Here is an 18,860-nt window from a genome sequence, read left to right as displayed (position 1 = left end):
TCACTCCGCCGCCCGAGCCTGCGGCCGGACATGCCGGGCGAAGGCATCAGGCCCCTGTCCGAACACGTTCGCCTTGATCCAGGACAAGAAGCTGTCGCGATCGCGGGCGATCTTGTCCCAGGCGATGTAGAATTCGTTGGCGCGCTTGTAGTAGCCGTGAGCGTAGGACGGATAGGCGCCGCCCGGCACATGCGCGATCGCGGTGACGGTCCAGGACGGCAGGATCACCGCATTGGCGCTGCGCGGCCCGAAATCCTCGACGATCTCCTCGACCGTCACGAGCGAGCGCTTCGCCGCCAGCACCGCCTCCTTCTGCACGCCGACGATGCCTTCGATCAGGACATTGCCCTCGCGATCGGCCTTGAGCGCGTGGATGACCGCGGCGTCGGGCCGGAGCGCCGGCACCGTCGCCAGCACCTCGCCGGTATAGGGGCAGGTCACCGAGCGGATCACCGGATTGACCTTGGGCAGGTCGACGCCCTTGTAGCCGCGGAAGACGGCGAAGGGCAGGTTCGCCGCGCCGGCCTCGTAGGCATTGGCCATGGCGGCATGGCTGTGCTCCTCCAGCTCCAGCCGGTGCGGCCAGCCGTTCTCGACCGCGTCACGCAGGCGGTGGAGCGAGCCCACCCCGGGATTGCCGCCCCAGGAGAAGACCAGCTTCTGCGCACAGCCCATGCCGATCATCTGGTCATAGACGATGTCGGGCGTCATCCGGATCAGCGTCAGGCGCCGGCGGCCCTGGCGGATCGCCTCATGGCCGGCTGCATGCGGGATCAGATGGGTGAACCCCTCCATCGCGACGCTGTCGCCATCGCGCAGCACCTCCTCGATCCCCTGCTGAAGGGAGACGAAGCTCGCCACCTTGACATCTCCTCATGTTGTGCGATTATCGCACATCGTTCTGATTTTCGAACTTTAGAGAGCGGCCGTGCCCGGGTCAAGCAGCGAAGCCGCCAAGCCGTCGCCCGACCATATGGCCGCGCTCGAGAAAGGGCTGGCGGTGATCGAGTGCTTCGACGCCGGCCACGACAGGCTGACCATCGCCGAGGTCGCGCGCGCCACCGATCTCTCGCGCGCGGCGGCACGCCGCTGCCTGCTGACGCTGGCACGGACCGGCTATGCCGAGTTCGACGGCAAGTTCTTCCGGCTGACGCCGCGGGTGCTGCGCCTCGGCTATGCTTGGCTGTCGTCGACCGCGCTGCCGCAGCTGGTGCAGCCCTTTCTCGAGCGCCTGTCGGAGGAGACACACGAATCCTCCTCCGCCTCGCTGCTCGACGGGCCCGAGATCGTCTACATCGCCCGCTCGGCCCAGAGGCGGATCATGTCGGTCGGCCTCTCGGTCGGCTCGCGCCTGCCGGCCTTCTGCACATCGATGGGCCGGGTGCTCCTGGCAGCGCGCGACCCGGACGATGCGCGGGCGCGCATCCTCGCGGGGCGCCCCAGGGCGTTGACGGCGAAGACCGTGACGGATGTGGATGCGCTGATGACCGTCCTCGCCCGGGTCAAGGAGCAGGGCCACGCCATCGTCGACCAGGAGCTCGAGCTCGGGCTGATCTCGGTCGCGATGCCCCTGCGCAACAGCCGCGGCGAGACCGTCGCCGCCTTCAACCTCTCGGCTCAGGTCCAGCATGCCGGCCGGGTCGAGATCGAGACGAACTTCCTGCCGCGGATGCGGGCCATGCAGGGCCTGCTGCAGCCCCTGATCGCCTGAAGGACACCGGACATGCTGACGCTCTCGGCCGATCGCTACACGGCCCGCATCGCGCCCGAGGCCGGCGGCATGATCGCGGCGCTCGACTGGCGCTGTCCCGAGGGCCGACCGCAGCCGCTGCTGCACGCACCGGCCGGGCTCGTGCCGCAGACGGCCACGCCCAACAAGTTCGGCGCTTGGGCGATGCTGCCCTTCGCCAACCGCGCCTTCGGCAGCCTCGTCGACGACGGCCATACCCGCTTCGGCGTGCCGCCCAACGATCCGTCGGGCACGATCCACGGCTTCGGCTGGCAGTCGGCCTGGCAGGTGGAGAAGCACGATGCCGGCGATGCCGTGCTGGTGCACCGCCGGGCCGCCGGGCCCGATCCCTATCGCTACCTGGCGCGCCAGGAGATCCGGCTCGACGAGCGCGGCATGACCGTGGTGCTGACCTTGATCAACGAGTCCGACCGGGCACTACCCTTCGGCATGGGCCTGCATCCCTGGTTCCCCTGTGCCGCCGACACGCGCCTCGCCATGATCGCGGCCGGCGCGCTGATCTTCGGCGACAAGTTCCGCGCCACCGGCACGCAAGCCCTCGCCGGAGGCGGCCCCTATGCCGGCAAGCCGGTCTTCGCCACGGGAGCCGAGACCGCGTGGAGCTTTCTCGGCTGGGACGGGGCGGCCCGGATCGAGACGCCCTCGGCCGGCCTCGCCATCACCGTGAGCGCGAGCGAGAGCCTGCGCTGCCCGGTGGTCTGGGCGCCCGCCGGAGCCGATTTCCTCTGCGTCGAGCCGCAGAGCCATGCTGCCGGCGCGCCGAGCGAAAGGATCGTGCGCGAAGCCTCGCCGCTCGCCCGGCTGCGGCCCCGCGAGGCCCTGGAAGGCTGGGCGCGGATCGCCGCGGAGGCGATCTAAGCTGTAGGTCATTCCGGGGCGGCCGAGGCTCGGTGCCGGGGCGGAATTGTCAACGCCAGCCCGGTCCCGACAGCGGCTGGAAGCCGATCGCGCCGGCGGGCACGGCGGGCCTGAGCAGGATCTGCTCGCGCGCCTCGCCCCAGGCAGGGCCCGGGCGCTGCTGCTTGGCCGAGAGCACGGCCTTCTGCGTCTTGACCTTGGCCTTGGCGATCTTGTGCTTGGTACCCGCGGACGCCTTGGCGAAGCGCGAGAGATTGTCCGGCGCGGCGCCGTTCAGCGCGATGCGGGTGTTGCCCGAACCATGCTTCCTGACCAGCGCGAACAGCTTGGCGGCGTTGGCCGGATGCAGGCGGATGCAGCCATGCGAGGCCGGCCGCCCGAGCGCGCCGACGGCGGTTGTGCCATGGATGGCGTAGCCGCCGCGGAAGAAGACGGCATAGGGCATCGCGCCGCCATATTTGCGCGAATACCAGCTGCGCTCGAGGCGCGTCGGGCGATAGACGCCGTTGGGCGAGCGGAAGCCCTTGCGGCCGGACGAAATCGCCCAGCTGTGGATCTCGCCGTCGCTGGTGGTCACGGTCATGCGCTGCGCGGCGATGTCGACGCGGACGTCGAGCCTCGCCTCGGCCGAGGCGAGGCCGGCGACCGACGCGCATAGAAAGGCCAGAATGCCGAGAAGGCGATGCATGACGCGACTCCTGAACGACGCAACCTGAGGAATCGGCTCTGTGGTCGCTGTCGCTGGGGCGCTCGCGCCATGCGGGACAGCCCCGGCCTTGCCGTAAAGGAATCCCGACGGGCCGGCGCTTGTAAAGCGCAAACCGTTCAAATGGTTTCCAGTCGTCCAGCGGCAACGCTGGGCGGTTCGCTAGTCGAAGATCGCGATCCAGGCCAGCAGCGCCGCGATCAGCCAGAGCGCCCAATTGCCCCAGCGATTGCGCGCCGCTTCGGCGCGGCCGATCGCCTGGACGCTGGCCTCGTCCAGCGAGAAGCCGTGGCGCGAGGAGTCTTCGAGCTGCCCGAGCACGCGCTCGGCCCGGCCGACCGTCTCCGGCAGGTTGGCCAGGCTGGCGGCGAGGCTGCGCACGCTGCGGCCGGCATCCTCGAGCCTGCCGATCGGCCCGAGATTGCGCGTCAGCCAGTCGCGCACCACCGGCTCGGCCGTGGTCCACATGTCGAGATGGGGATCGAGCGTGCGGGCGACGCCTTCGACCACGACCATGGTCTTCTGCAGCATGACGAGCTCGGTGCGCGTCGCCATGTCGAACAGGCCGGTGATCTCGAACAGGAGCGTCAGCACCTTCGCCATCGAGATCTCGTCGGCGCGCTTGTCGTGGATCGGCTCGCCGACGGCCCGGATCGCCTGGGCGAAATCGTCGACGGAGTGATGGCCCGGGACATAGCCGGCCTCGAAATGCACCTCGGCGACGCGCCGGTAGTCGCGCGTGATGAAGCCGTAGAGGATCTCGGCGAGGAAGCGCCGCTCCTTGTGGCCGAGCCGGCCCATGATGCCGCCGTCGACCGCGACGAGCCGACCCTCGGCATCGACGAAGAGATTGCCCGGATGCATGTCGGCGTGGAAGAAGCCGTCGCGGATCGCATGCTTCAGGAAGGACTGGATGACGGTGCGGCCGAGCGCGACCGTGTCGTGCCCGGCGGCGCGCAGCGCCTCGACATTCGAGAGGCGGATGCCGTCGATCCATTCGTCGACCAGGATTTCGCGGGCGGTGAGCTGCCAGTCCGGCACCGGCACGCGGAAATCGGCGTCCTCGCGGGTGTTCTCGGCGAATTCGGAGAGGGCGGCGGCCTCCAGCCTGAGATCCATCTCCATGGCGACGGAGCGCGCCAGGGTCTCGACCACCGCCGTCATGCGCAGGCGCCGCGCCTCGGGGGAGCGCGCCTCCGCCAGCTGCGCGCCGAAGCGCATGGCGGCGAGATCGCGATGGAAGCGGTCGCGGATGCCGGGCCGCAGGATCTTGACCGCGACCTCGGAGCCGTCCTTGCGGCGGGCCCGATGGACCTGGGCGATGGACGCCGCCGCGACCGGCTCGCCGAACTCGGCGAAGATCGCCTCGGCCGGCCGGCCGTAGGCGGCCGCGAGGGCGGCGCGCGCCTGCGCCATCGGGAAGGGCGGCATCCGGTCCTGCAGCGCCGACAGGTCCTCGGCGATCTTCATCCCGACGACATCGGGCCGCGTCGCCAGGAACTGACCGAACTTGACATAGGACGGTCCGAGCCGGGTCAGCGCCGCGGCGAGGCGCGTCGCGGAGGAACCGGCGCCGCGGCGCTCGATCAGCCGGCCGAGCGCGATCAGCGCCCGCGCCGCCGGCGGCAGCACCGAGGGGTCGACGAGGGCGAGCGCGCCCTCGCGCGCCAGCACGAAGCCGACCCGGGCCGAGCGGGCGAGATGAGCGAGGGCCGAGATCATGCGGCGGCAGTACCCGTCATGGCCGGGCTTGCACCGGCCATCTCAGGCCGAAAGGGGCTCGCTTCCGGAGATGCTCGGGTCAAGCCCGAGCATGACGAGGCGAGGGCCATCACAGCTTCCAGCCGGAATGCAGCGCCACCACCCCGCCGGTCATCGGCGTGAAGCCGGCGCGGCGGAAGCCCGCCTGCGCGATCATGTCGGCGAAGAGCTGCGGGCGCGGGAATTTGCGGATCGACTCGACGAGATAGCGATAGGGCTCGCCGTCGCCGGTGACGAGCCTGCCCATGGGCGGGATCAGGTTGAAGGAATAGGCGTCGTAGACCTTGTCGAGCAGCGGCACGTCGACATGGGAGAATTCGAGGCAGAGAAAACGGCCGCCGCGCTTCAGCACGCGATAGGCCTCGGCCAGCGCCTTCTCGATGCGGGGGACGTTCCTGATGCCGAACGCGATCGTATAGGCATCGAAGGTATTGTCGGGCAGCGCCAGCGCCTCGGCATTGCCCTGGACGAAGCGGATGCGCTCGTCGCCCGGAAAGCGCTTCTGGGCGCGCTCGCGGCCGACGGCCAGCATCTCGGCATTGATGTCGAGCACGGTGACCTGCGTCTGCGGCCCGCCCTCCTCCAGCACCTTGAAGGCGACGTCGCCGGTGCCGCCGGCGACGTCGAGATGGTGGAAGGGCCGGTCGCGCGGCGGCTTCAGCGCGGTGAGCAGCGCCTCCTTCCAGACCCGGTGCAGGCCCGCCGACATCAGGTCGTTCATCAGGTCGTAGCGGCCGGCGACCTTGTGGAAGACGTCGTCGACCTTGGCCTGCTTCTCGCCGAGCGGGACGCTCTCGAAGCCGAAATGGGTGGTGTCGGAGGCTGCTGTCACGGTTGAGGCCGCTCTTGTGTTCGGGTGAGGCGATGAATAGCGAAAGCGCGCCATCAGCGCCATCGCCTTGGATGTCGCGCGCGTTGACCTAAACGTCGCCGCGTGATTCTAGTTTTGGGGCCGAGGGTTCATTCTTGACGAAGCACGACACCTCTCTCATTGGCCTAGGGCTTTATACACCCGCTGAAGCGGCGCGCCTGATCAAGGTGCCAGCTGCAAAACTGACCCGTTGGCTCAAGGGGCATGGTTCTGGAAATCGCACCTACGCTCCCCTTTGGCACGGACAGATCGATCTGCACGACGACAAGCTCTACCTTGGTTTTCTCGATCTTGTGCAAAGCCGGATGGCTTCGGCCTTTATCGCCGCCGGGTTGAGCCCTCAAAAGGTTCGCAGAGCTCTCGTTCTAGCCCGCGAATTGATCGAGCATGACCACCCATTTGCGACATCTCGCTTTAGAACGGATGGTCGAACCTTGCTCTTGGAGGCGCTGGGCGAAGGTGAAGACGATCGGCCGCTCGTCGATCTATTCAAGCGAGGCCAATATGTCATGCACAAGGTAATCGAGCCGAGCCTAAAAGGTATTGATTTCGACACCGATATTGCTGCCCGGTGGTGGCCTAGAGGCCGCGCCAGCGACATCGTCCTCGACCCAACGAGGCAATTTGGCCAACCAATTATCGAGAGTGTAGGCGTACCTACATCGATTTTGAGCGCAGCTGCGGAAGCTGAAGGCTCCATCACCCGGGCAGCGCAGCTCTTTCGTGTAAGCCCGGCCGCTGTACAGCGCGCCGTGGATTTTGAACGCGGCTTGGCCGCGTGAGAATCTTCTTCGACAACTGCACATCTCCTGTGCTTGCCGAAGTTCTAAACGCTTACATCCGCACCGAGGGAGGAGTTGCACGGCACGTGCGGGATATGGCGGATTATGGTTTTCGCCACAATACTCCCGATATCGATTGGATCGAACGCCTACATCAGGATAGGCCTGCCGACTGGGTCGTTCTGACGAATGATTTGAGAATTAGCCGTAACAGGGCGAATCGAGCGGCATGGCTGCGATCTGGATTGAAAGGGTTCGTACTAGCATCAGGCTTCCAAAAGACTCCCATAAACCAAATCGCATCGACCCTGCTCTGGCGCTGGCCGGAAATGGAGAACTTCATTAAATCCGCGGCGCCTGGCTCATTATTTGAACTACCGGTCAAGCGCTCGTCCGGCTTCAAGGCTCTGACCGTTTAATGCCTGAACTTCCCGAGGTCGAAACCGTCCGGCGCGGGCTGGAGCCCGCCATGCTCGGCGAGCGCTTCGCGAGCGTCGAGCAGCGCCGGCCCGATCTGCGCTTTCCGCTGCCGGAGCGCTTCGCCGAACGGCTGACCGGGCGGCGGGTCGAGGCGCTGTCGCGGCGGGCGAAGTACCTGATCGCCGATCTCGACGACGGGCAGGCGCTGGTGATGCATCTGGGCATGAGCGGGCGCTTCGTCGTCGAGGCACCCGGTACGCCGCCGACCGAACCCGGCGCCTATTACAACGAGATCGGCCGGCACCTCGTCCACGACCATGTCGTCTTCCATCTCGGCTCGGGCGCGCGGGTCACCTACAACGACGTCCGCCGCTTCGGCTTCATGGACCTCGTTCCGCGTGCCGGGCTGGAAAGCTCCAGGCATTTCGCCGGGATGGGCATCGAGCCGCTCGGCAACGAGCTCTCCGGCGAATTGCTGGCCAAGCTGTTCTCCGGCAAGATCGCGCCGTTGAAGGCCGCGCTGCTCGACCAGCGGCTGATCGCCGGGCTCGGCAACATCTATGTCTGCGAGGCGCTGTTCCGCGCCGGCCTGCATCCCGAGGCGGAGGCGGGCTCGCTGGCGACACCGGCCGGCAAGCCGCGCGAGAAGGCCCGTCTCCTGGCGCAGATCATCCGCGAGGTGCTTGAGGAGGCGGTCGCCGCCGGTGGCTCGACCTTGCGCGACTTCGCCCATGCCGACGGCTCGCTCGGCTATTTCCAGCACCGCTTCAGGGTCTATGACCGCGAGGGCGAGCCCTGCGTCACGCCGGGCTGCGGACATCTGGTCAAGCGGCTCGTCCAGTCAGGCCGCTCGACCTTCTATTGCGAGCGCTGCCAGCGCCGCTGACCGCCTCAGGCCTCTTCGACGAAGCTCGCGAGGTTCTCCAGCGTCGCGCGCAGGCCGGCATCGTGGTCCTCCTTGCGGATGCCGGCCGGCACGTTCTCGCAGAGGATCGTCACCTCGGTGCCGTCGCGGACCTCCTTGAAGCGCCAGGTCATCGTCATCGTGCCGGCGAAGGCCGGATCGTCCGAGACGAAGCCGACCTCCCAGACGATGCGCTCGCCCGGCTCCAGCGCGAGGAAGCGGCCCTCGACGATATCGCTGTCCGCGGCGGCCTTGCCCGGCGCGCCCGACGGGTCGTCATAGGTCAGGACCAGGCGGTAGCTGCCGCCGGGACGCGGCTCGAAACGCTCGATCCGAGCTCTCATTCCTTTCGGCGGCAGCCAGCGGCCCAGCGCGGTGGGATCGGCAAAGGCGTTGTAGATCGCGCCGGGTGAGGCCTTGACCAGCCGCGAGGCCGTGTCGGTTCTGCTTTCGCCGGCCATTGCCTGCCTCCTGTTCGACGGGTTTGCGAAGCATCAACGCATGAACCGCCGCGGCGGTCGCGAAAATTCGGCGGGCCGGCGAATGCCAAGCACCCGCATCCTGCCTTGCACCGGCGCGCATGGACTTGCCGCGGCGCCACCCGCTAATGCTGCGGGCGACAGACCCCAGGGAGGCCGCCATGGCTTATGAGACCATTCTCGTCGAGGTGAAGGGCAAGGTCGGCATCGTCACGCTGAACCGGCCGCAGGCGCTGAACGCCCTCAACGGCCAGCTGATCGGCGAGGTCAACGCCGCCCTCGACGGCTTCGAACGGGATGCCGGCATCGGCTGCACGGTCATCACCGGCTCGGACAAGGCCTTCGCCGCCGGCGCCGACATCAAGGAGATGCAGGAGCGCACCTATCCCGGCACCTATCTCGACGACAAATTCGCCGACTGGGACCGGATCGGCCAGCGCCGCAAGCCGATCATCGCCGCGGTGGCGGGCTTCGCGCTCGGCGGCGGCTGCGAGCTCGCCATGATGGCCGACTTCATCATCGCCGCCGACAACGCCAAGTTCGGCCAGCCCGAGATCAACCTCGGCGTCATCCCCGGCGCAGGCGGCACGCAGCGCCTGACCCATGCGATCGGCAAGGCGAAGGCGATGGATCTGTGCCTGACCGGCCGGATGATGGGCGCGGAGGAGGCCGAGCGGGCCGGGCTCGTCGCCCGCATCGTGCCGCTCGCCGAGCTGATGACGGAAGCGCTGAAGGCGGCCGAGCAGATCGCCGCGAAATCGCTGCCTTCGGTCCTCACCGCCAAGGAAGCGGTAAACCGCGCCTTCGAGGTGACGCTGGCCGAGGGCCTGCGCTTCGAGCGCCGCGTCTTCTCGGCGCTGTTCGCGACCCATGACCAGAAGGAAGGCATGGCCGCCTTCGCCGAGAAGCGGAAGCCCGAGTTCAGGAATCGCTGAGGCAGCCGGCCCCGGCGATCAGCGCCGCGCATGACCGGGGTCACGTTCTTTCACTTGAAAGGCCGGCGGCGCTGCTGACACCATGCGCGCACTCCGCAGTGACGCAGGATTCGCCATGACCGCCGCCGCCCGCCCCCTCACCGACGGCATCGCGCTGCCGAGCTATGCCGATGTCGAGGCCGCCGCGAAGCGCATCGCCGGCGTGGCCCACCGCACGCCGGCCCTGACCTCGCGCACGGCGAACGAGCGCACCGGCGCCAATCTCGTCTTCAAGGCCGAGAACCTGCAGCGCATGGGCGCCTTCAAGTTCCGCGGCGGCTACAACGCCATCGCGGCGCTCAGCCCCGAGCAGCGCAAGGCGGGCGTGCTGACCTATTCCTCCGGCAACCATGCCCAGGCGATCGCCTATGCCAGCAGGCTGCTCGGCGCCCCGGCGACGATCATCATGCCGCTCGACGCGCCCGCGGCGAAGGTCGCGGCGACCAAGGGCTATGGCGCCGAGGTCGTGACCTATGACCGCTATACGCAGGACCGGCTCGAGCTCGGCAGCCGGCTGGCGGCGGAGCGCGGCCTGACCCTGATCCCGCCCTACGACCATCCCGAGGTGATCGCCGGCCAGGGCACGGCGACGAAGGAGCTGATCGAGGAGGCGGGCGAGCTCGACGTGCTGCTGGTCTGCCTCGGCGGCGGCGGGCTGCTCGCCGGCGCTCTGCTCGCGGCCCGGGCGCTCAACCCGGGCTGCAAGGTCTACGGCGTCGAGCCGGAGGCGGGCAACGACGGCCAGCAATCGCTGCGCAAGGGCGAGATCGTCAAGATCGCCGTGCCCAAGACCATCGCCGACGGCGCCCAGACGCCCTTCCTCGGCGACTACACCTTCCCGATCATCCGCGACCTGGTCGAGGACATCGTCACCGTGCCGGATGCGGCGCTCGTCGCCGCGATGCGCTTCTTCGCCGAGCGGATGAAGCTCGTGGTCGAGCCGACCGGCTGCCTCGCCGCCGCCGCCGCCTTCACCGGAGCCGTGCCGGTGGCGGGCAAGCGCGTCGGCGTCATCCTCAGCGGCGGCAATGTCGACCTCGCCAGCTTCGCGCGCTTCATCGGCGAGGGCGCCTGACGGGACCGGGACGGCACGCGGCGAGCCGCGACGGACGCCGCGCGATTCCGCCGTTGACGACGGACGCGGCAGGGACTATAGGCTCGGGCCTCGCGACGGCCTGCTCCAGCAGGACCGTCGCTCGCATTTTCACTGGTAGGGTTCGTGGTCGTGCCAGCCGGCAGATTGCCAGGCGCCTGCCGCGATGAGGACGAGGACAGAGCATGGCCAACACGACTTCGGCCAAGAAGGCCACGCGCAAGATCGCGCGGCGCACCGAAGTGAACAAGGCGCGCCGCAGCCGCGTGCGCACCTTCCTGCGCAAGGTCGAGGAGGCGATCGCCTCCGGCGACAAGGGCGCCGCCACCGAGGCGCTGAAGGCCGCCCAGCCGGAGATCATGCGGGCTGCGCAGAAGGGCGTGGTTCACAAGAACACCGCCTCCCGGAAGGTTTCGCGCCTGGCGCATCGGATCGGCGCACTGGCGTCCTGACCGGCGTTCGCCGGAACGGATTTCGAACTGCTTTCGACCCGGCCGCGAGGCCGGGTTTTCGTTTGCCCGGCCGGCGGTGAAAACCAGGCCCCGATGCTCCGGCGCAACACCTGCTGTCAACGCGGATTCCGCAATCTTTCCACTGCTTTACCGACTTGACTCCCGGGCGGTTTTCGGGGTCGCGACAGGTCCCGTCCGGGACTTTCGACCGCGCAAAATTCCTCCATATTTTTCATCATCTTAGTGGGCAAAGCAATTCGCCTGCGGGAATCGCCCTCCCCCGGAAGGGGTAGGGCGCAGCCTCGGAAAAAAAAGATTCGGGGCCGGCGCGAGACCCGCCGCGTAAAGAAAAGCTTAACTTCCCCAACTGATTGCAGGCCCCTTTCCGATTGCCGGAGACGGGCCGACTCGGCCCCGGGCCGCGAAGCCGGCTGAGGGGGATATTGCTCCCGTTCGAGGCGGCCCTGTAAGGTCCTTTTCATCGCCGGGCGGACAGCGATGTCTGACCGGCCCCCCACAGAATTGTTGATCGTTTTGGCTTACGACCGAAGGGGTTGGAAGAATGAGATTGCTTGACTTCAAGATTTGAAAGCACTGAAAAGACAAGCGGCCGCGATCGAGTTTTCCGATCACGCGGCAATACCATGAAGAGCGTTGGAGTGACCTCGCTTCGCGGCATCGCAACCGCGAAGAGGGCCATGCTTTTCCTAGAAACCAGACATCGCACAGCCACCCGCCTCTCGGACGGGCGGACAAGTGCGCGCTATCGTGAACGGGGCAATCGGATGTTCGAGCGGATGGAGACTGTCAATCTGGCTGAGGCTGGGGCCACCCCGACGGTGACCAGCCTCGTCCTGACCGAGCCGGCGGGCGTCGCCGGCTTCAAGGAACGCTGGGACAGGGTCCGCCGGCGCCTGCGCGCCGAGCTCGGCGAGGATGTCTTCTCCAGCTGGTTCGCGCGTGTCGAGATCGGGGCGATCGTCGAGGGTGTCGCCCAGCTCACCGTGCCGACCCGCTTCCTGAAGAGCTGGCTCGAAGCCCATTATGCCGAGCGTCTGCGGGCGCATTGCATGGCCGAGCTCGATGCGCCCAACGGCATCGCCCTCTCGGTGCGCCAGGTGGCGCGCGAGAGCGCCGATCCGTCCCTCGACATGTCGGCGCCGCGGGTCCGCCCGGCCCAGGCCCGGGACGCGGCCCCGCTGGCGGAGGTCGCTCCCGCCTCGGCCGCTGCCCAGCCTTGCGAACGCGATCCGATGGACGCGTGCGGCACGCTGCTCGACCGGCGGATGACCTTCCAGAGCTTCGTCGTCGGCAAGTCGAACGCACTCGCCTTCGCCGCGGCCGAGCGGATCTCGGCGGCGCCGGCCGGCTCGACGCCCTACAACCCGCTCTACCTCCATGCCGGGGTCGGGCTCGGCAAGACGCACCTGATCCAGGCGATCGCGCAGGATGCGCGCCAGCACGGCAAGCGCGTCGCCTACTTCACCGCCGACCGCTTCATGTACGGCTTCGTCGCGGCGCTGAAATCGCAGACGGCGCTCGCCTTCAAGGAGAAGCTGCGCGGCATCGACCTGCTGATCGTCGACGACGTCCAGTTCATCCAGGGCCGCTCGATCCAGCAGGAATTCGGCCACACGATCAACGCGCTGATCGACGCCGGCAAGCAGATCGTCGTCGCCGCCGACCGGCTGCCCGCCGATCTCGAAGCGCTCGACGAACGCATCCGCTCGCGCCTCGCCGGCGGGCTCGTCGTCGAGATCGGCGAGCTCGACGAGGCGCTGCGCGTCAAGATCCTGACCACCCGCCTCGACGGGCTGAAGGCGGCCCATCCGAGCTTCCACGTCAATCCGGACGTGATCGCCTATGTCGCCAAGCTCGTCGCCACCAATGGCCGCGACCTCGACGGCGCCGCCAACCGCATCCTGGCGCATGCGACGCTGACCGGCGCCAGCGTGACGATGGAGACGGCCGAGGCGGCGATCCGCGACCTGGTGCGGACGCGCGAGCCGCGGCGGGTCAAGATCGAGGACATCCAGAAGCTGGTCGCGACCCGCTACAATGTCAGCCGCGCCGACATCCTGTCCGAACGCCGCACCGCGGCGGTGGTCAAGCCGCGCCAGATCGCGATGTATCTCGCCAAGGCGCTGACGCCGCGTTCGCTGCCGGAGATCGGCCGCCGCTTCGGCGGGCGCGACCACACCACCGTGCTGCACGCGGTGCGCAAGATCGAGAAGGCGATCGTCGAGGACCGGCTGCTGCATGACGAGGTCGACCTGCTGAAGCGCATGCTGCAGGAGTGAAGCCCGGCCCGGCTCGGTTAACTGTGCAGGCCGGCCTCCGGCGCCCTTGCGCGCGGGCCGGCCCTCCGGCAATGTCGCGGGCCATTCTTTCGCCCGCCGGCCCGCCGCGGACGCCAGCACGCCAGAAGATGCCATGAAGGTTACGGTCGAACGCTCCACGCTCCTGAAGTCGCTCGGGCATGTCCATCGCGTCGTCGAGCGGCGCAACACGATCCCGATCCTGTCGAACCTCCTGCTGCGCGGCAGCGAGGAGGGGCTGAAGCTGAAGGCGACGGACCTCGACATCGAGGTGGTCGAGACCGTGCCGGCCGAGGTGGTCGAGCCCGGCGCGACCACGGTTCCGGCCCACACCCTCTACGACATCGTCCGCAAGCTGCCCGACGGCTCGCAGGTCTCGCTGGAGACCACCGGCGAGACCGGGCAGATGGTGCTGCGTTCCGGCCGCTCGCGCTTCACCCTGCAGACCCTGCCGGAAAGCGACTTCCCGGACATCACCGCCGGCGAGATGGCCCACCGCTTCGTGCTGCCGGCCGGCGAGTTCAAGCGCCTGATCGACAAGACCCAGTTCGCGATCTCGACGGAGGAGACGCGCTACTACCTGAACGGCATCTATCTGCACGCGATCGATGTCGACGGGCGCCCGGTACTGCGCGCGGTCGCGACCGATGGTCACCGTCTCGCCCGCGTCGACACCGCCGCGCCGCAGGGCTCGCTCGGCATGCCGGGCGTGATCGTGCCGCGCAAGGCCGTGGCCGAGATCCAGAAGCTGCTCGAGGACGGCGAGAGCGAGGTCCAGGTCGAGCTTTCGGCCACCAAGATCCGCGTCGCCACCGCCGAGGTCGTGCTGACCTCGAAGCTGATCGACGGCACCTTCCCCGACTATCAGCGCGTCATCCCGTCGGGCAACGACAAGCTGCTCACCGTCGACAAGGGCGACTTCGCCGCCTCGGTCGACCGCGTCTCGACGATCTCCTCCGAGCGCGGCCGTGCGGTGAAGCTGTCCATGGCCGACCGGCGGATGACGCTCTCGGTGACCAATCCCGATTCCGGCTCGGCGACCGAGGAGATCGAGGTCGACTACGATGCCGGCCCGCTCGATATCGGCTTCAACGCGCGCTATCTGATGGACATCGCCGCGCAGCTCGACGGCGACACGGCGCTGCTCAAGCTCGCCGACCCGGGCTCGCCGACGGTGATCCAGGACCGCGAAGGCGCTTCGGCCCTCTATGTGCTGATGCCGATGCGGGTCTGACCCGGCGAGCGCTTCTTGACCGCGGTCGCCCGCCTCGTCCTGCAGAATTTCCGCTCCTATCCGGCCCTCGATCTGGCGATCGAGGGCCGGCTCGTCGCACTGTGCGGCGAGAACGGCGCCGGCAAGACCAATCTGCTCGAGGCGCTGTCGCTGTTCGCGCCCGGCCGCGGCCTGCGCCGCGCCGAGCTGTCGGAGATGGCGCGCCAGCCGGGAGACGGCAGCTTCGCGGTCTCGATCGCGCTCGCCGATGACGGGGCGCGGCTCGGGATCGGGCTGGAGCCGCCGGACGCCGACGGACGGCGGGCGCGGATCGCCCGCATCGACGGCGTTCCGGCCGGCTCGGCGCTCGCCTTCAGCGACTATCTGCGCCTGGTCTGGCTGACGCCCGACCTGGACGGGCTGTTCCGCGGCGCGGCCGGCGACCGGCGCCGTTTCCTCGACCGGCTGGTGCTGGCGGTCGACCCGGGCCATGGCACACGCTCGAACGCGCTCGAAAAGGCGCTGCGCTCGCGCAACCGCATCCTCGAGGAGAGCGCGCACCAGCAGCGCTGGCTCGACGCGGTCGAGCGCGAGATCGCCGAGCTCGGCGTCGCGGTCGCGGCGGCGCGGGCGGAGACGGTGGCGCGGCTCTCCGCCATCATCGCACAGGCCGCGGACGAGGCCTCGCCCTTCCCCCGGGCCGAGATCGCGCTGGAAGGCGAGATCGACGCGCTGGTCGCGAGCCTGCCGGCGCTCGACGCCGAAGACCGCTATCGCGAGCTGCTGCGCGAGATGCGCCCGCGCGACAAGGCGGCCGGGCGCACCCTCACGGGCCCCCAGGCCTCCGACCTCGCCGTGCGCCATGCCGCCAAGGGCATTCCGGCCGGCCAGGGTTCGACCGGCGAGCAGAAGGCGCTGCTGATCGGGCTCGTGCTCGCCCATGCCCGCCTGGTCGCGACGATGAGCGATCTGCCGCCGCTGGTGCTGCTCGACGAGGTCGCCGCCCATCTCGATCCGCGCCGGCGGGCGGCGCTCTACGCCACGCTGGCGGAGCTCGGCTGCCAGGTCTGGATGACCGGCGCCGACCCGGCCCTGTTCGGCGATCTTCCCGCCGGGGCGCAGCGCTTCCTGGTGACGGCGGGAGAGGTTCGCGCCGCATCCTGAAAGGAGCCGCGGTCCATCATCGGTCAGCCCGGCTGATCGGCGCCATCACGCAAGCCGATAGGACGCCGGGGCCGCTTGCTGTTAGGCTGTCCCAACGGCATCAATCAGGGAGAAGCGCCGATGGATCTCGCCGGGTTGCTGGTTTTCGCCGGTGTCTATTTCCTCGCCGTCGCCTCGCCGGGCCCGGGCATCGCCGCGATCGTGGCGCGCTCGCTGTCGACCGGCTTCCGCCGCGCCGTGCCGTTCGTGCTCGGCATCGCGGCCGGCGACCTGATCTGGCTCGCCTTCTCGGCGCTCGGCCTGACGCTGCTGATGCAGAGCTTCCACGGTGTCTTCCTGGCGATCAAATATGCCGGCTGCGCCTATCTCGGCTATCTCGCCTGGAAGCTCTGGACTGCCCCGGTGAAGAGCCTGGAGGACGAGCCCGCGGCGCGCGGCGAGGGCGTCCGCCTCTTCCTCGGCGGCGTCGCGCTGACGCTCGGCAATCCCAAGGTGATGGTGTTCTTCGTCTCGATCCTGCCGCTGGTGGTCGACCTGCAGGCGCTGACGCCGCTCGCCTTCGCCGAGGTGGCCGGGCTCACCATGCTGATCATCAACACCACGCTGCTCGGCTATGCCTACGCCGCCGACCGGGCCCGGCGGCTGGTCGCGAGCCCACGCACCATGCGCCGGATCAACCGTGTCACCGGCGGCGTCATGGCCGGCGCGGCGGCGGCGATCGCGGCGCGCGGCTGAGATGGCGGGCGAACGCGCGGGGCCGCGCGCCATTCGCCGCGCGGACTGGTCCGAGACCCCGGGCGAATGGCAGGGCGAGGTGCAGGGTTTCGGCGGCGAGATCTCTCTGATCTTCGTCCGCGCCGAGCCCGGCAAGGGGCCGCGGCTGCACAGCCACCCCTATCCCGAGACCTTCATCGTACGGGCCGGGCGGGCCCTCTACACGATCGGCGACCGGGAGATCGAGGCCGGGCCCGGCGAAATCCTGGTGGTTCCGGCCGGCGTGCCGCACAAGTTCCGCAGCCTCGGGCCGGACATGCTGGAATCGATCGACATCCACGCCAGCGAGCGCTTCGTCACCGACTGGCTGGAGTAGCGGGCCCTCTTCCCGTCATTCCAGGACATCACACAGCGATGGGCCCGGAATGACATTGGGCTCAGCGCCCGCCGGCCGCCGCGATCAGCCTGGCGACCTCGCTCTGGCCACGCTTGCGGGCGTGCTGGAGCGGGCTGACGCCGTCCTTGTCGGCGAGATTGGGATCGGCGCCGGCGTCGAGCACGAGCTTCGCCACCTCGCGATGGCGCGGGCCGCCATCGCCGAGGATCACGATCTCCAGCAGGCAGGTCCAGCCGAGATTGTTGACGTGGTTCACGTCGATGCCTGATGTCAGCAGGAGCTTCGCCGTCTCGACATGGGCGCGCTCGCAGGCCGGGATCAGGGCATTGCCGCCATAGCGATTGCGGATCGTCAGGTCCGGCTTGAGCGGCAGCATCGCCGCGATGATCTCGGTGCGGCCGCTGGCGCCGGCGAGCAGCCAGGGCGTGTCCTGGTTCGACGCCTGGGCATTGGGGCTCGCGCCCGCTGCGAGCAGCGCCTTGGCGACGGCGACATGGTTGCCGGCGACGGCGAGCAGGAGCGGGGTCTGGCGCTGGGCGTCGCGCTGTTCGAGATCGGCGCGGGCTGCGATCTGGCGGTTCACCGCGGCAAGATCGCCGCGGCCCGCGGCTTCGAGCAGGCCGGTTTGCGCCTCGCTTGCTCCGGTCATCAGCAACACTCCCGCCAGGATCGCGGCAGCCCGCAACGGCCGCCTCACCGGCCGCTGTCGAGCAGGCGCCCGACCACCTTGGCGGTATAGTCGACCATGGGCACGATCCGGGCATAGTTCAGCCGGGTCGGGCCGATGATGCCGACGACGCCGACGATGCGCTGGCCGCCGTCGCGGAAGGGTGCCGCGATAATCGAGGAGCCCGACATCGAGAACAGCTTGTTCTCCGAGCCGATGAAGATGCGCACGCCGTCGCCGGCCTCGGCGCGCGCGAGCAGGTCGATCAGCTCGGTCTGCGTCTCCAGATCGGCGAAGAGCAGACGGATGCGTTCCAGATCCTCCTGCGCCTTCAGGTCCTCGAGCAGATTGGCCTGGCCGCGGACGATGAGATGCCGATCGCTCGACGGGCCGGAGCTCGTGGCGATCCCGGTCTCGACCAGCCGCGCCGTCAGCTCGTCGAGCTCGCGCTCCATCTGGGCGCGGCTGTCGGCGATCTCGCGGCGCAGTTCGTCCAGCGTCTTGCCGGCGATGCGGGCGTTGAGGAAGTTCCCGGCCTCGACCAGCGCCGAGGCCGGCAGGCCCGGCGGCAGCGTCAGGATGCGATTCTCGACCGTGCCGTCATCGGCGACGAGCACGGCGAGCGCCCGGCCGGCATCGAGCCGGACGAATTCGATATGGCGCAGGCGGGCATTGGCCTTGGTGGTGACGACGACGCCGGCCCCGCGCGACAGGCCGGACAGCAGCGCGGACGCCTCGGTCAGGGTCTGGTCGAGCGAACGGTTGCTGGCGGCGGCCCTGATCTGCGCCTCGATGCGACCCCGTTCGTCGGAGGTGAGATTGCCGACCTCCATCATGCCGTCGACGAAGAAGCGCAGGCCGCGCTCGGTCGGCAGGCGCCCGGCCGAGGTGTGCGGCGCGTAGATCAGCCCGGCCATCTCCAGATCGGTCATGACGTTGCGCACCGTCGCCGGCGACAGCGCCATCGGCAGCAGCCGGGCGATGTTGCGCGAGCCGACCGGCTCGCCGGTGGTCAGGTAGCCATCGACGATCTGGCGGAAGATCTCGCGCGAGCGCTGGTCGATCTCGATCAGTCCGCCGGGTGCTTCCGGGCGCGAATGGGCGCTCATTCTCTGACGAACAGCCTCGTGTCCATAGCCTATTGTCCCCGGCGAGCGCGGCGGGATCAAGCCCTCTCGACAGGCTTCGCCTTGCCGCTGTCGTGCTAAGCGCCTACAAGCCGCGGGCTGGCGGATCTCGGCATGTCCTCGTAGCCCTGACATCCTCCAACGTTTTGGTTTATCGCATTTTCTTACCGCGGGCCGGCGCCCACCACGCGCGAAAATGCTCTGATGGCG

General features: G+C 68.8%; 20 protein-coding genes. 13 read left to right on the top strand and 7 right to left on the bottom strand.

Features of this window, described 5'->3' with window-relative positions; all coding sequences use genetic code 11:
- Positions 1 to 861 (bottom strand): CoA transferase subunit A, encoded by an 861-nt coding sequence (locus CS1GBM4_RS05210; protein WP_186417631.1) that lies wholly within the window; start codon positions 859 to 861, stop codon positions 1 to 3.
- A gap of 112 nt (positions 862 to 973) precedes the next feature.
- Here CS1GBM4_RS05210 and CS1GBM4_RS05205 point away from each other — a divergent pair, with 112 nt between their 5' ends.
- Together CS1GBM4_RS05205 and CS1GBM4_RS05200 are read left to right on the top strand one after the other, a co-directional pair.
- On the top strand, positions 974 to 1,711 hold the full coding sequence (locus tag CS1GBM4_RS05205; protein ID WP_186417723.1) for an IclR family transcriptional regulator C-terminal domain-containing protein: 738 nt from the start codon (positions 974 to 976) through the stop codon (positions 1,709 to 1,711).
- A 12-nt stretch (positions 1,712 to 1,723) separates the two neighbouring features.
- Positions 1,724 to 2,608: a hypothetical protein gene (locus CS1GBM4_RS05200; RefSeq protein ID WP_186417630.1), complete on the top strand. Its 885-nt coding sequence runs from the start codon at positions 1,724 to 1,726 to the stop codon at positions 2,606 to 2,608.
- Positions 2,609 to 2,657: 49 nt separating this feature from the next.
- Here CS1GBM4_RS05200 and CS1GBM4_RS05195 read toward each other — a convergent pair whose 3' ends face one another.
- From CS1GBM4_RS05195 to ubiE, 3 genes are all read right to left on the bottom strand, one after another.
- Positions 2,658 to 3,296: a L,D-transpeptidase gene (locus CS1GBM4_RS05195; RefSeq protein WP_186417629.1), complete on the bottom strand. Its 639-nt coding sequence runs from the start codon at positions 3,294 to 3,296 to the stop codon at positions 2,658 to 2,660.
- 180 nt (positions 3,297 to 3,476) lie between these two features.
- A complete protein-coding gene (ubiB, locus tag CS1GBM4_RS05190; protein ID WP_186417628.1) occupies positions 3,477 to 5,036 on the bottom strand; it encodes a 2-polyprenylphenol 6-hydroxylase in 1,560 nt (519 codons plus the stop codon).
- Positions 5,037 to 5,145: 109 nt separating this feature from the next.
- Positions 5,146 to 5,907 (bottom strand): bifunctional demethylmenaquinone methyltransferase/2-methoxy-6-polyprenyl-1,4-benzoquinol methylase UbiE, encoded by a 762-nt coding sequence (gene ubiE, locus CS1GBM4_RS05185; protein WP_244607063.1) that lies wholly within the window; start codon positions 5,905 to 5,907, stop codon positions 5,146 to 5,148.
- A gap of 134 nt (positions 5,908 to 6,041) precedes the next feature.
- On the opposite strand from ubiE, the gene CS1GBM4_RS05180 reads away from it, so the two are divergent.
- Genes CS1GBM4_RS05180 through mutM form a run of 3 tightly spaced genes read left to right on the top strand, consistent with a single transcriptional unit; the run spans position 6,042 to position 8,034 of the window.
- Positions 6,042 to 6,728 carry a hypothetical protein gene (locus tag CS1GBM4_RS05180; RefSeq protein WP_186417626.1) on the top strand — a complete coding sequence of 229 codons (687 nt, stop codon included), beginning with the start codon at positions 6,042 to 6,044 and terminating at the stop codon, positions 6,726 to 6,728.
- A complete protein-coding gene (locus CS1GBM4_RS05175) occupies positions 6,725 to 7,147 on the top strand; it encodes a hypothetical protein (protein WP_186417625.1) in 423 nt (140 codons plus the stop codon). The genes CS1GBM4_RS05180 and CS1GBM4_RS05175 overlap by 4 nt, the downstream gene beginning before the upstream one ends.
- Positions 7,147 to 8,034 carry a bifunctional DNA-formamidopyrimidine glycosylase/DNA-(apurinic or apyrimidinic site) lyase gene (gene mutM / locus CS1GBM4_RS05170; protein WP_186417624.1) on the top strand — a complete coding sequence of 296 codons (888 nt, stop codon included), beginning with the start codon at positions 7,147 to 7,149 and terminating at the stop codon, positions 8,032 to 8,034. The genes CS1GBM4_RS05175 and mutM overlap by 1 nt, the downstream gene beginning before the upstream one ends.
- Before the next feature lie 5 nt (positions 8,035 to 8,039).
- On the opposite strand, the gene CS1GBM4_RS05165 is transcribed toward mutM, so the two are convergent.
- Complete coding sequence (locus CS1GBM4_RS05165) at positions 8,040 to 8,513, bottom strand: SRPBCC family protein (protein WP_186417623.1); 474 nt, start codon at positions 8,511 to 8,513, stop codon at positions 8,040 to 8,042.
- 179 nt (positions 8,514 to 8,692) lie between these two features.
- Here CS1GBM4_RS05165 and CS1GBM4_RS05160 point away from each other — a divergent pair, with 179 nt between their 5' ends.
- The 8 genes from CS1GBM4_RS05160 (at position 8,693) to CS1GBM4_RS05125 (ending at position 16,835) form a co-directional block, all read left to right on the top strand.
- Positions 8,693 to 9,466: an enoyl-CoA hydratase gene (locus CS1GBM4_RS05160; protein ID WP_186417622.1), complete on the top strand. Its 774-nt coding sequence runs from the start codon at positions 8,693 to 8,695 to the stop codon at positions 9,464 to 9,466.
- A 115-nt stretch (positions 9,467 to 9,581) separates the two neighbouring features.
- Positions 9,582 to 10,580, top strand: a complete 999-nt coding sequence (locus CS1GBM4_RS05155) for a threo-3-hydroxy-L-aspartate ammonia-lyase (RefSeq protein ID WP_186417621.1) — start codon at positions 9,582 to 9,584, stop codon at positions 10,578 to 10,580.
- A 203-nt stretch (positions 10,581 to 10,783) separates the two neighbouring features.
- Entirely contained in the window at positions 10,784 to 11,050 is a 267-nt protein-coding gene (gene rpsT / locus CS1GBM4_RS05150; protein ID WP_186417620.1) for a 30S ribosomal protein S20, read from the top strand.
- Between the two features lie 797 nt (positions 11,051 to 11,847).
- Positions 11,848 to 13,350 carry a chromosomal replication initiator protein DnaA gene (gene dnaA, locus CS1GBM4_RS05145; RefSeq protein WP_244607062.1) on the top strand — a complete coding sequence of 501 codons (1,503 nt, stop codon included), beginning with the start codon at positions 11,848 to 11,850 and terminating at the stop codon, positions 13,348 to 13,350.
- 133 nt (positions 13,351 to 13,483) lie between these two features.
- Complete coding sequence (gene dnaN, locus CS1GBM4_RS05140) at positions 13,484 to 14,602, top strand: DNA polymerase III subunit beta (protein WP_186417618.1); 1,119 nt, start codon at positions 13,484 to 13,486, stop codon at positions 14,600 to 14,602.
- A gap of 15 nt (positions 14,603 to 14,617) precedes the next feature.
- On the top strand, positions 14,618 to 15,745 hold the full coding sequence (gene recF, locus CS1GBM4_RS05135; protein ID WP_186417617.1) for a DNA replication/repair protein RecF: 1,128 nt from the start codon (positions 14,618 to 14,620) through the stop codon (positions 15,743 to 15,745).
- 120 nt (positions 15,746 to 15,865) lie between these two features.
- Positions 15,866 to 16,480, top strand: coding sequence for a LysE family translocator (locus tag CS1GBM4_RS05130; protein WP_186417616.1), 615 nt, complete (start codon positions 15,866 to 15,868; stop codon positions 16,478 to 16,480).
- 1 nt (position 16,481) lies between these two features.
- Complete coding sequence (locus CS1GBM4_RS05125) at positions 16,482 to 16,835, top strand: cupin domain-containing protein (protein WP_186417615.1); 354 nt, start codon at positions 16,482 to 16,484, stop codon at positions 16,833 to 16,835.
- 61 nt (positions 16,836 to 16,896) lie between these two features.
- Here the strand turns inward: CS1GBM4_RS05125 and CS1GBM4_RS05120 are convergent, their stop codons facing one another.
- Both CS1GBM4_RS05120 and hrcA read right to left on the bottom strand, forming a co-directional pair.
- Positions 16,897 to 17,505 carry an ankyrin repeat domain-containing protein gene (locus tag CS1GBM4_RS05120; protein WP_186417614.1) on the bottom strand — a complete coding sequence of 203 codons (609 nt, stop codon included), beginning with the start codon at positions 17,503 to 17,505 and terminating at the stop codon, positions 16,897 to 16,899.
- Positions 17,506 to 17,549: 44 nt separating this feature from the next.
- A complete protein-coding gene (hrcA, locus tag CS1GBM4_RS05115; RefSeq protein WP_186417613.1) occupies positions 17,550 to 18,632 on the bottom strand; it encodes a heat-inducible transcriptional repressor HrcA in 1,083 nt (360 codons plus the stop codon).
- Positions 18,633 to 18,860: the final 228 nt, after the last annotated feature.

Source organism: Allobosea sp. CS1GBMeth4, assembly GCF_900185715.1.
Classification (GTDB): domain Bacteria; phylum Pseudomonadota; class Alphaproteobacteria; order Rhizobiales; family Beijerinckiaceae; genus Allobosea.
Note: the sequence above shows the minus strand (reverse complement) of the source record. Positions and strands in the feature narration are given on the sequence as shown.